The following is an 11,984-nucleotide window of genomic DNA, read 5'->3' as shown; positions in this document are numbered from 1 at the left end:
CGCCCGGTTGGCCAATCGTGCAGGAATTTTCCTCTTCCCACTGCGCCCATTGGTCTGCCCTGCTAGATTCTTAGGCAACCGTGCTATGGTGCGCGGCCATCTACCGGGGGAGCTTTGGGGGTAAAGCGCCATATTCAAAGCGGGGATTCCGGGGGATTTACATCGGGAAGATAATTGAAATAAGGAGAATTGACGTGAAGAAGATTTCACGCGGCCTCATTACCACTGTCACCGCCGCAGCGCTCGCCACGGCCGGCACCACCACCGCCGCGGCCCAGACCTCTTCAGCGCCCGCCGGCGGCTGGGACCCAATCGTTATAAGCATGGGTGATATCCCGGATTATGCGAAAATGAGCTCCGATGCCGCCGCGACTAGCTCTAAGCAGCGTGACGACGCGGTGAGCGCCGCCGCCGGAGCCACCGGCGCATCCGAAGACGATGTCAATGTTGGGCTGGGCGTTGGCGCCACGATTGCGGCCCTCGCGACGGCCGCGGCGCTCTACGTTGGCGCTTCCAATCTAGGCATGGTGCCGCCACTGCAGGTAGATCTGCCCCGCTTGAAGCTGCCTCAACTGCCCTCCATCCCTGGACTGCCGCAGCTCTAAGCCCGCCTCACCGCCGAGTCCTTCGCTCCCCCGCGTCAACGCATAATCGCGAATCTCGGGCGCGGGGTGGACTGCTCTAGCGGAGCTGGGTCAACCAAAACCGAGGGCCATGAAAGCGCTAGTTAGCTCTCATGGCCCTTGGTCTATTTTTACCCAATCCTTTTAGTCAACATCGAGGGCAAGGATGTCCTCGATGGTCTCGCGCCGCAGCATCGGCTTGGTATTGCCAGCACGCACGGCTACCACCGCTGGGCGCACCGCCGCGTTGTACCGCGAAGACATCGAATAGCAGTAGGCCCCCGTGGCTGCGAGCGCTACGTAATCCCCAGATGCCACGTCCGAGGGGAATTTGTCCTCCTCGATGAGGATGTCACCGGACTCGCAGTGCGACCCGACGATGCGCGCATCAATGAGCTCGCCCTCGGTAAAACGGCCCACGACGCGGGCATCATAGTCAGCACCGTAGAGGGCGGGGCGGATATTATCGGACAACCCGCCATCCACGCTGAAATAACGGCGAACCGGCACGTCTCCCTTACCGGTCACCACATCCTTGACCGTGCCAATCTCATACGCGGTCACGGTCGAAGGGCCAGCGATTGCGCGGCCGGGTTCGACCAGCACGGTGGGAGGATCAATCTCCAGCTCATCGGCGACGAGCTGCACGGCGTGCAGGAGGTCCTGGGCTACGGCGTTTACATCCAACGCGGTATCCGTTGGGATGTACGGGATACCAAAGCCGCCGCCAAGGTCGAGCTCTTCCAGAGCCATCCCCAATTCATTATGGATGCGCTTGTAAAGTCCCAGGATTCTTTCGGCGGCCAGCTTGAACCCTTCGGCGTCGAATACCTGAGAGCCTACGTGGCAGTGGAGGCCGACTAGCTCGAGATTCTCGGCGTTGAGGCAGGCCTGCGCCGCCGCGAAAGCCTCCCCGGTTGCCAGGGAGATGCCAAACTTTTGGTCCTCGTGGGACGTGGCGATGAACTCATGCGTGTGGGCATCCACACCCGGGGTCACGCGGATGAGCACGCGCTGAACGGTGCCATGCTTGCGCGCCACCATGTCCAGCAACTCAATTTCCTGGGAGGAATCCAGGACCACGTGGCCCACCCCGTTGGTCACGCATGAGGTAAGGAAATTATTGGATTTATTGTTGCCGTGGACCGTGATGCGGTTAGCGGGGAAATCCGCCGCCAGGGCAATCTTGAGTTCGTTGTGGGATGCAACATCCAGCGCTAGCCCCTCCTCATTGACCCACTGCGCGATGCGCTTGCACAGGAAGGCCTTTCCGGCGTAGTGCACGCGTTCGGGCGCGCCGAAGGCGGCGGCCATGTCCTGGCAGCGTGAGCGGAAATCATCCTCATCCACCACCATGACCGGTGAGCCGAACTCTTCCACAAGCTCGGGCAGCGGCACACCAGCGACGGTGACCACACCGTCCTCCTGGCGCTGGGCGTTACGCGGCCACACATGGGCCGGCAAATCATTGAAGTCAGACATCTACATCTTCTCCGGTGCGGATACCCCCACCATGCCCAGCGCGTTGGCCAGGGTCTGGCGGGTCGCGGCGGCAAGGGCGAGGCGCGCGCCGTGGACGGGTTGCGCCTCCTCGCCTGCCTTCGGAAGGATCTGGCACTGATCGTAGAAACGGTGGAACTTGGAGGCCAGATCCTCGGCGTAGCGGGCCACGCGGTGCGGCTCGCGCAGGGTTGCGGCGTCCTTGACCACTGCCGGGAACTCACCCAGGGTTCGGATGAGGTCACCTTCCTTCTCGTGGGTCAGCAATGACAGGTCCGCATCCTGGTAGCTAACGCCTACCTCCCCTGCCTTGCGCGCGATGGAGCACAGCCGGGCGTGACCGTACTGCACGTAGTAGACCGGATTATCTGAAGACTGGGACGCCCACAGGCCCAGGTCAATATCGATGGACTGATCCACGGAGGAGCGCACCAGGGAGTAGCGGGAAGCGTCAACGCCAATGGCTGAAACCAAGTCCTCAATGGTAATCACCGTGCCCGCACGCTTAGACATACGCACCGGCTTGCCGTCCTTGAGGAGGTTGACCATCTGTCCAATAAGCACCTCAACGGAATCCGAGTCGTAACCCAGTGCCGCAGCCGCCGCCTTCAACCGTGCGATGTAGCCATGATGATCGGCTCCCAGCATGTAGATAGCCAAGTCATGGCCGCGGTCGAACTTGTCAGCGACGTAAGCGATATCGCCGGCGATGTACGCGGCGTTGCCATCAGACTTGATAACCACGCGGTCTTTAGAGTCCCCGTAATCGGTGGATTTGAGCCACCAAGCATCCTCAGCCTCGTAAAGGTGACCCTCAGCTTTGAGCTTATCCAGGGCCTTGTCTACAGCGCCGGACTCGAATAGTGAGTTTTCATGGAAGTACACGTCAAAGTCCACACCGAACTCATGCAGCGATTCCTTGATGGCAGCGAACATCATCTCAACGCCTTCTGCGCGGAAGTTCTCCTGGACTTCCTCATCGCTTCCATTGAGGGCCTCGGAGTTTTTGTGCAAAACATCGGCGGCAATCTGGTGGATGTACTCTCCGCCGTAGCCGTCCTCGGGGGTTGGCTCGCCCTTGGCCGCGGCCACTAGGGAGCGGGCGAAGCGGTCAATCTGGCCACCGTGATCGTTGAAGTAATACTCACGGGTGACATCCGCACCGCAGGCTTCAAACACGCGGCCAAGGGAATCCCCCACGGCCGCCCAGCGGGTACCGCCTAAATGGATGGGGCCGGTTGGGTTTGCGGACACGAACTCCAAATTGATCTTCTGGCCCGCATAGAGGTCATTGTGCCCAAAGGACTCGCCGGCAGCCAGAATCTTGGCTACGGAGTCACCCTGTGCCGCGGCGGCCAGGCGGATGTTGAGGAATCCCGGGCCGGCGACCGATGCTTCCTCGATGGCGTCCGACTTGGCCAATGCCTCAGACAGCCACGTAGCCAAATCGCGCGGGTTGGCGCCAGCCTTCTTGGCCACCTGCAGCGCAAGGTTGGTTGCGTAATCCCCGTGCTCCGGATTACGTGGGCGTTCCACCGTCACGACCTCCGGGAGTACGGAAGTATCCAAATCATGCTCCGCCATCACCGTGGTGGCGGTTTCCTTAATGAGTTGTGCCAAATCTGCAGGAGTCATAAACGAACAGTTTAGACCAGCCGCCTAGTCTTAGGCGATTTAAGTCTGCTTTTCTGCGCCGAGACCAAACGGCATGGGCCATGGGTAAATCCCGTCCACCACGCCTGCGCCCCACAGGCGTACAAACCCAAGCGCTACCCAAGTCCACCAACCACGACGCAACAAACGAGATAAACCCGCCGCTAAATGCATCGACCGCCATCGCAAAGCCCCCGCGGTAGTCGACCAATCCACCAAGACCAGCCACCTCGCGGCCGCAATAGCCCTCGACGCCGGCATTACAGCGTAAAAGAATTTAAGACCTAGGGATGCGCCAGCTTTCACGAATCCATACTGCGGTCCCCAAGGTTTTGAAACCTCAAAACTCATAGGAAAAGAGTCGCTTCGTTAAGAAAAGTTAGGTAAATCATGGCACCCGCGTCATTACACCGCCTTGGGAGCGTGCCTTGAGTGTGCGAATGCGTTACCAAACCGTCGCCTAAGGCTTTTTGCGGTTACCCTCGAGTAGTGGACACCCGATTAGGACGGATACTGTGTCCGTCAGAGAGGATGTTCATTATGAGTCAAACACGCCGGAAGTACACCTCGGAGTATCGGGCGGAGGCAGCCAGGCTGGTCATTGAGACTGGTCGGCCGATTGCTCACGTTGCTGAGGAAATCGGAGTCAGCGCCGGTTTGCTGGGCAGGTGGGTCAAAAATGAGCGCGAACGCCAGGGAACCGTCGACGGGATGAGCGAGGCCGATCTACGTGCTGAGAACGCCAGGCTGCGCCGTGAGTTGGCTGAGGCTCGAATGGATAACGAGTTCTTGTCAAAAGCAACAGCCTTCTTCGCTGCGAAGCAACGACAGCGGAACGATTCGAACTAATGCAGCGGGAGAAGGCGAACTACAGCATCAAGCGCATGGCCAGGCTTTTGAAGGTATCTCGTTCTGGCTTCTATAAGTGGGTCTACAAGCAGCGGCAGCGCGATTGCGGCGAGGATAGGCGCCAGAACTACTTAGAGGCGCTGGACAAGCAGATTAAGAAGATTTGGGATGAATCAGATGAAGTCTACGGCTCACCACGGATCACTGCGGAACTAGCCGATTACGGCTTCTATCCTGACCGCAAAACGGTTGCCAAAAGGATGCGCCTGATGGGTATCGAAGGCATCTCGCCACGCAGGTTCGCTCCTGTCACGACCATCCAGTCCGAGCACGGGTCGAATCTTCCTGACCTGGTTAAGCGCCTGTTTGATGCTGGTGATATTAACCGGGTATGGCTATCGGATATTACCTATCTGCGCACCGGTGAAGGATGGTTGTACCTGTGCGTTATCCGCGATGGGCATTCCCGCCGGGTGCTGGGCTGGGCGATGGATTCTGCTCAGACAACGCACTTGGTGGAACGTGCACTGCGCATGGCGCACACGCTGCGCGGTGAAGTACCTGATGGTCTGGTGTTTCACGCTGACCGTGGGTGCCAGTTCACCAGCACACAGATGTGGCAGGTTTGTCAGGAACTAGGGATTTCCCAATCTGTGGGCCGTACAGGGGTGTGCTTTGATAACGCGATGAGCGAGTCGTTTTGGTCCACGCTCAAGACCGAGTTCTATGACCGGTCAACGTGGGTCACTAGGGACCAGGCATGCAAGGCGGTGGCCTATTGGATTGAAGTGGTCTACAACCGGCGGCGCCGACACTCGGCCATCGGGATGATCCCACCCGTTACCTTCGAAAACCAGACCACCCAAGAAAAGACCCCAACTACCGCGGCCAATACTAAAGCCGCTTAACTACGTGTCCACGATTTGCGGGCAACCCCATTTTTAATAAGGCTAGCCTGCTAGTTATGGCAAACGCGAGAATATGGTCTAAACTAAGCAGGTGCGTTAGAACGCGCTTAGTCTCTGTAGCTCAGCGGATTAGAGCATCGGTTTCCGGTACCGAAGGTCGCAGGTTCGATCCCTGTCAGGGACACAAGTAAAACACTCCCCACACACGCGAATGTGCTGTGAAGGAGTGTTTTCTCGTTTAATACGTAGATGGAGGAACTCCACATGGAAGCCAACCACGATACTGATGCCCTGTCCCTCGCCGTTATGACCGCGGTGATGTACGAGCAGGCACAAGGTAGGGTGCAAAGCGATAGCGAGCTGCGGGAATGCTACCAAGAGGATTTGGACGAGTTCCCACAGGAGACCACCTACACCGTCGAGGAATTTATCGCCGCGGTGAAGAAAAACCGGGCGAAGGCATAAACCACCACGCCCCACAAATGCTTTAAGCCCCTACCGCGCGCGGGTAGAGGCTTAAAATACTGCCGCTCATCCCCCAGTCCCGGGGATTAGAGCTTAGAACAGGTTGTCAAAACCGCCCTGCTCGATGGCGAGCATGCCGTACATCATCAACGCGCAGAGAATGAACGTGATGACTGCCATTGGAATCCACGCTACAAACTCGCTAACCCAGCCGTCAGCTTTGTTCCGTGCCTCAGCCTCGCGTGCCTCTTGCTCCTGGCGAGTAGTCATAAGATTCAGTGTCCTTTCGGCTCCGCTACTCCCCACATAGGGGGACATTCACTGTGCGGTAGTTTAGCAGCTGCGCCGCGCAAAGGTGAGCAGAAAATCCGCAATACTCTCTGCTGAACAGGTAAAACTCAAGAATGAGTACACACACGTGATGCACGCCACTAAATCGGTCACCTCAATGGGGGAAGTAAACCCTTCCCAAAGGGCGCCGTATTAGCTTTTCAGGGCCCCAAAGTTAAGCCTCAGGGTCTAGCCCGTTCTCCAGCGCCTCGACGAATTCCTCGCGATCAGCGAACATGCGGTTGATATCATCACCGTCTCCCAGAATCCACAAACCGGTGCTCTCATCGTAGGCAAGGGCGCCATCCGGCTGGGACTCAAACGCCCTTTCTATGGCTTCCTGCTGCTGAGGCGTTGGCTCAGAGTCTTCAAACTGCTCTGGTTCCCCCAATACATCGGTAAGTTCTTTCAACGCCGAAATACCGTAATGCTTGTACTGGCGGAGCGGATGCTCGAAAAGTTCTTGGCCCATCATGGCCACCATCATACGCACGCCTAGGCCGAAGATTGTGCACCGGGACTGCACCACCAATAAGACCTTTTTCTGGCTGGCTAACGCCCGCCTGCCCGCTTGCCCACCAAGGGTGATGGCGCTTTGCTCCCGTGGGCCTAGTACCCCTTCGGGGTCACGAACCACATGATGAAATAAAGGATTGCCTGCGGGCCGGGAATTAGGAAGGACGCTAGGAACAACGCGCGAACCAGCGCCGAATTAAGCCCGTAGGTCTCCGCGATACCACCAAGCACGCCCGCTACATACTTGTCTTCAGTGGACCGATGGAGATTAGCGCGCAGGAATCTATCGAGCCTGGAATTAGTATTCCGGCGACCATGGTCGCTATCCAGCCCCGAGTCCTTTGAGCCGTAGGAAGCCCGGTCAAAGTTGAGCTCCGAGGCGCTGCCCTCACCATCAAAGCCTCTTGGGCTAGGGGTTGGCGAACCATATGGGTTAGAAGAGTCGAATCGGTTGTCCATGTCTAAGCCTTCCTGCTTCGCTTCTGCCGGACAGCTTCAAGAACACCGCCGGTATGGTGACTTATTCCCGATTCTATAGAAACGGCCCGCTTAACCTTCCCGGATGGCACGCCGGCAACTGCCGTTACTAGCAAGGACCACACACCCCGCCCGGCCCCCACCCCTACCTAGCCGGTTGGGTGCGATGAAACCACGGACAGACTTCTAGGCCGCGGAGCCGAGTTCGGCGGCCAGGCCACGCCGACATCTATCATTGCATCGACTAAATCTCTTGGCCACCGCTAAGCAGCTCATCGGGGACGAAACCCTCATAGCCAGGGATGTTATCGACCTCCATAACGCCTTCGAAAAAGCGGCGTAACGCCTCAACATCACGTTGATCCAGGTGATCGAAGACCAGGCGACGAACGGACTCAACATGCTCCGGGACCGCGTTTGCGAGGTCCCTCTTGCCCTGCTCGGTAACCTCGACCACAACCCCGCGGGCGTCATTGGGGTCCTTGGCTTTAGTTACGAGCCCACGCTTTTCCATGCGGGTAATCTGATGCGATGCGCGGGAGCGGTCCCATTCCAGTTCTTTGCATAGGTCCCGCACGCGCACAACTTCTTCATTGGATTCGGTTAGACTCACCAGGACCGCGTACTCCGAGGCCGTGAGGTTGGAACACCGGATGAGCGTTTCCTCCATACCGCGCCCAATCTTGCGGATTGCGCTAAGCACTAAGCGCCAGAGTTCCTGTTCCTCTTCCCCAAGCCAACGAGTCTGTGCTGTCATGACGACAAACCTAACATTTCATTGGCCAAAACTCGGCATCACTCAGTAACCGCATTGTACGTATGACGCTGTTCCAGCTACCTACCGAGCGTGGGCAGCCTTTATCGCGCTGATAGATATCTCAGTCCGCCCTGGAATCCGGGAATAGCGTTCTGGCATGCATGTGAGAACGATGACCTGTCCATGACGGCCGGCATCGGTAAATAGCGTTGACATCAACTCTAAACGCGTGGAGTCAGTGGAGCCCAAGGCGTCATCCACGATCACCGGTACGTTTGCCTCGCCCTCTCCAAGTAGATCGGCGATGGCGAAACGGGTGAGAATAGCCAGCTGCTCCTTGGCCCCGCCGGATAACTGGTCTAGTGGTACAACGATGCCGTTGCGAATGCGCTGCGAGACGGCCAGGTTCTCGTCCAATTCAAAGGACACCTCGCCGCCATAGACAGTGCGCGCTAGGGCGCTAAGCGCGCTGGCGAAAGGCGCGGTGTACTTAGCATGGGCCTCATCGCGATGGCGCAGTAACAGTTCATATAGGTAGCGGGCCGCCTCCGCGCGTTGCCGTAAGGCCGCCGCCTTGCGTTCGGTGGCTTCCAAGTATGCCTGCGCCTGCTCAAGTTGTTCAGCGGCCCCCATTCCGGCCTGAATGTAGCCTTCAAGCCCTTTGAGTTCCAGGGAACTGGTGCGTACCGTGTCCTCCAGGGATTTCATGCGCGCGCGGGAGCCCTCCAGCAACTTGGCCGCCTTATCCACATCTGCTGCAACGTAGAGCTCATGCGCCGTCCCCAGCTTGTCGACCGCTAGGGCGCGCGCTTGCTCCGCGGCTTCTACCGCATCATTGAGTTGATGATCCGGCGCAGACTCACGGGCCTTCGCCAAGGCTGCTTGCGCGCGTTCGAGATTGTCTTGTGCGTTCTCGACCTTGACCTCATGGCGTACTAGGTTCAATGCGGCGGGGCTCTGCTTTAACTGGTCAAGACGCACGCTCAAGGACTCAACCGCGTCCCGCGCTTCCTTAGCCTCCATTTCAGCCGCCTGGAATTCCTCAGCGGAAAGCTCGAGGACATCTTCCTCACCCTCTAAGTCACCCTCTAAGCGCGCCAGCTCCGCTTTGAGGTCATCAACATCGTCATCGCCCACGGTCAGAGCGTATTCCCTGCGGGCCGCATCCAGCTCCGCGGCGATGACGCGGTGTGCCTCACGCTTATCCCTGAGCTCTTCCAAGGTTTCACACTCGTGTTCCGCCAGGAGGTTCGCCAACTGGCTCTCCAGCCTCTCTACCACGGCAGCAAGGTCTTCCGCAGAGTCATCCGCTCCGGCGCGATAAGTCAGGGTTACGTCACCGATGGAAATCTGCGTGCCTTGGCGAAGATCCACAACGCTAGCCTTAGCGCCGGCCAGATGCTCTTCCTGCTGCCCATCAACCTCGAACGTGAAGCCAGAGGAAGATTCGATTTCCAATTTCGCAGCGGAGGATTCGTAGAGCTTGCGGGCCACCTGAATCTCACCAGCTAGCTCTGAAGCTTTGCGGACATCCTGGTCAGTAACGTCCCTGCCGCTGGCTGCGGCCCGCTCTTTAGCTGCCTTAAGCACCACCTCGGCCTTGCCAATACCAGTCAGTTTCCGTTCAATCTCGCCCCTTCGCCGCTGCGCTGCAGCGATGGACCTCGAGTTCAAAGCAGCACGTACGGCGGCTTGGGTTTCCTCAAGGCGTTTTTGCGCCTGTACACGCTGGACACCCAACGATTCAGCCTCGGCCTTTTCATGTTCGGCCTTTTCCTTCAACGGCACCAGCTCCGCGGATAAGAGCTCCGCCTCCCTTTCGGCTTTCTCCACGCTGTCTCGAAGTTCGCCGCGCTGCTTCCGTTGGTCTACAACCCTCTGCAGGTCCTGCTCCGCACGCTCGGCTTCCTGAGCCGCGGCGTGGTAAACGTCGGCGGCTTTAAGCCCTTCGGCATGAGCTTTGACTCGCTCATCGACCTCCGTCCGCGCGCTGGGGAGATCAGCCTCGGCCTGCTTGAGTTGTTTGTCTAGGCGCTCGTAATCCGTGACGTACCCGTCCATGGTGGAGGCTTTAGCCATAGCGTCATCCACGGACTCACGGGCTTGGCCAAGCTCTTTTTCCAGCTTGGCGAATTCTCCGGTAGGGCGGCCGCCGGCGGTGAAGTATTGGCGGTATTCAGCCTCGACGGATTGCATGAGCTCCGTGTCTTCCAGCGTGGCCGCACCTTCAGCACCCACAGACTTGCCCTCGAGGGCCTGGGTAAGACTGGGTATCCCGACCGCTGAGACCGCATGCCCCAGCTGATCCTGGCGAAGGAATAATGTATCCATGAGCTCAGAATCAAGGTGCTCCGCCAATATTTGCTCCAGGCGTTCATCCGCCTCTCGCCCGGCCAGGCGCTCCACGCGCGGACTCCTAATGTGCAGCTCGGCTGAAGCCTTGCGCAAGAAGCGCTTCATAATGGTCAGCTCGAACGGACCAACCGTCACGGAGACGGTGATTTCTGGGCCCACGTCCTTACCGCTGGGTTGCAGGGGCAGCACCGTGGACTTCTTACGGGCGGAGTGCTTTTCCGTGAGCACCACGTTCAGCGCATCAAGGATGGTGGATTTACCCGCCTCATTCTCGCCGTGAATAACCACCACGCCGGTTTCGGGCAAGGCGTCTAGCATTAGGTGATCAATGCCGCGGACATTTTTCAATTCGATGGAATGAAGAACGAAGGTACCCATTAGTTTTTCACTCCCTTACGGCTTAGGCGATAAAGCAAATTAGCCGCGTCACGCGCTACCGTTGATCGATCTAATTCGCCGAGCAATTCATCGAGAGCGCCGCGCGCATACCCCGTGATATCGAGCTCTTCCAGCTCTTTTTCTTCCGGTTCCAGGTGCAGGTCCATCGTCCGCTTACGCGGTCGCAGCGAGGCGAAGACTGGTTCAAGTTCAGACAATTCTTTCTGAAGGTAGGCCTGCACGCTAAGGCTTACGGTTCCACGGAGGCCATACTTGATCGCCGTGGTGGATTTTGACGGGTAGGCCTTGAGCAGCTCAATGAATTCCTCAGCATCCGCCTGGCTATCCACCGCATGCTCCAGGGCTTCGAAGTGCCACTCACCAATCTCGCGCTTGTCAACGGCTACCGTGGCTCCTTGCTGAGCGCTTGGTTTGTCAATGGTGACCACCAACGCATTCCCTGAATCGGATTCACCACCTCCAGAACCGACTTCCTTGTAGGCGGTAGTTTCCGGCGCACCGGAAAACCAGACCGCACCGGTGCTGCCCCAGCTTTCCGTCGAGTGGGTATCGCCTAGCGCCACGTAATCGATTGCCCCGCGCCTAAGCGCGTTTTCGACCGTGTCCAAGTCAATAATGTCCGGCGCCTTATCGCTCTCGCGGGAATTGACCTGGCCGTGCCCCACCACGATGCGGATTGAATCGGTGGTCTCCAACGGCTCAATTGCCGCCGCAACAAGGTCATAATTGGCTCTCTTGGACTTGTACGGAGCGCCCACAATTTCTACGCCATCTGCGGCCTCGATCGGTTGCGAGGAATCCAGCACGTGTACATTTTCCGCGCTGCTGCTAAAAAAGATGGAGTCCGCGACAAGCGGGTCGTGGTTGCCCGGCAGCAAATAGACAGGCACCGGCAGGCGCGAAAAGGCCTCAAAGGCCCGCAAGCGCGTGCGATCTTCCAAGGCGTTGTGTTCAAACACGTCCCCGGCGACCACGATAAAGCTGGCGCCGGAATCTACAGCCAGTTCGCCCAACTTGGTAATGCTAGATAGGCGGGCCGCGCTAAAGCGCGCCTGCGCATCATCATCGAGGAACCAGCGGGTCATCCCAAGCTGAAGATCCGAGGTGTGAATGAACGTAATCATAGAATCCACTTCTACCACTAGCACCGGA

The 11,984-nt window shown here is 58.3% G+C and carries 11 protein-coding genes and 1 tRNA gene; 4 read left to right on the top strand and 8 right to left on the bottom strand.

Annotated features, from left to right (window positions below; genetic code table 11):
• Window positions 1-194 precede the first annotated feature (194 nt).
• Window positions 195-605: a hypothetical protein gene (locus CENDO_RS04630; RefSeq protein WP_136140997.1), complete on the top strand. Its 411-nt coding sequence runs from the start codon at window positions 195-197 to the stop codon at window positions 603-605.
• A gap of 162 nt (window positions 606-767) precedes the next feature.
• On the opposite strand, the gene lysA is transcribed toward CENDO_RS04630, so the two are convergent.
• Together lysA and argS are read right to left on the bottom strand one after the other, a co-directional pair.
• Window positions 768-2,105, bottom strand: a complete 1,338-nt coding sequence (lysA, locus tag CENDO_RS04625) for a diaminopimelate decarboxylase (protein WP_136140996.1) — start codon at window positions 2,103-2,105, stop codon at window positions 768-770.
• Window positions 2,106-3,758 carry an arginine--tRNA ligase gene (argS, locus tag CENDO_RS04620; protein ID WP_136140995.1) on the bottom strand — a complete coding sequence of 551 codons (1,653 nt, stop codon included), beginning with the start codon at window positions 3,756-3,758 and terminating at the stop codon, window positions 2,106-2,108.
• A gap of 549 nt (window positions 3,759-4,307) precedes the next feature.
• On the opposite strand from argS, the gene CENDO_RS04615 reads away from it, so the two are divergent.
• From CENDO_RS04615 to CENDO_RS04605, 3 genes are all read left to right on the top strand, one after another.
• Window positions 4,308-5,533, top strand: a protein-coding gene (locus CENDO_RS04615) for an IS3 family transposase (protein ID WP_136140994.1) whose coding sequence is annotated in 2 segments (ribosomal slippage) — window positions 4,308-4,569 and window positions 4,569-5,533 — 1,227 coding nt in all. Because the reading frame shifts where the segments join, the coding sequence is not laid out codon by codon here.
• 110 nt (window positions 5,534-5,643) lie between these two features.
• Window positions 5,644-5,717: transfer RNA gene (locus CENDO_RS04610), tRNA-Arg, on the top strand.
• 80 nt (window positions 5,718-5,797) lie between these two features.
• Window positions 5,798-5,998, top strand: coding sequence for a hypothetical protein (locus CENDO_RS04605; RefSeq protein WP_136140993.1), 201 nt, complete (start codon window positions 5,798-5,800; stop codon window positions 5,996-5,998).
• 93 nt (window positions 5,999-6,091) lie between these two features.
• Here the strand turns inward: CENDO_RS04605 and CENDO_RS11155 are convergent, their stop codons facing one another.
• The 6 genes from CENDO_RS11155 to CENDO_RS04580 all read right to left on the bottom strand — a co-directional run bounded on the left by CENDO_RS11155 (window position 6,092) and on the right by CENDO_RS04580 (window position 11,956).
• Window positions 6,092-6,268, bottom strand: a complete 177-nt coding sequence (locus CENDO_RS11155) for a hypothetical protein (protein ID WP_168707171.1) — start codon at window positions 6,266-6,268, stop codon at window positions 6,092-6,094.
• 235 nt (window positions 6,269-6,503) lie between these two features.
• Window positions 6,504-6,965: a hypothetical protein gene (locus CENDO_RS11280; protein WP_246014387.1), complete on the bottom strand. Its 462-nt coding sequence runs from the start codon at window positions 6,963-6,965 to the stop codon at window positions 6,504-6,506.
• The gene (locus CENDO_RS11440) at window positions 6,938-7,303 is read right to left on the bottom strand and encodes a PspC domain-containing protein (protein ID WP_136140992.1); all 366 of its coding nucleotides are present in this window, start codon (window positions 7,301-7,303) and stop codon (window positions 6,938-6,940) included. The genes CENDO_RS11280 and CENDO_RS11440 overlap by 28 nt, the downstream gene beginning before the upstream one ends.
• 262 nt (window positions 7,304-7,565) lie before the next feature.
• The gene (locus CENDO_RS04590; RefSeq protein ID WP_136140991.1) at window positions 7,566-8,078 is read right to left on the bottom strand and encodes a MarR family winged helix-turn-helix transcriptional regulator; all 513 of its coding nucleotides are present in this window, start codon (window positions 8,076-8,078) and stop codon (window positions 7,566-7,568) included.
• Window positions 8,079-8,159: 81 nt separating this feature from the next.
• Window positions 8,160-10,811, bottom strand: coding sequence for an AAA family ATPase (locus tag CENDO_RS04585; RefSeq protein WP_136140990.1), 2,652 nt, complete (start codon window positions 10,809-10,811; stop codon window positions 8,160-8,162).
• Window positions 10,811-11,956, bottom strand: coding sequence for a metallophosphoesterase family protein (locus CENDO_RS04580; protein WP_136140989.1), 1,146 nt, complete (start codon window positions 11,954-11,956; stop codon window positions 10,811-10,813). Before CENDO_RS04580 ends, CENDO_RS04585 begins: the two co-directional genes overlap by 1 nt.
• Between the last annotated feature and the right edge of the window lie 28 nt (window positions 11,957-11,984).

The organism is Corynebacterium endometrii, assembly GCF_004795735.1.
GTDB classification, from domain to species: domain Bacteria; phylum Actinomycetota; class Actinomycetes; order Mycobacteriales; family Mycobacteriaceae; genus Corynebacterium; species Corynebacterium endometrii.
This window is presented reverse-complemented; position numbering and strand designations above follow the sequence as displayed.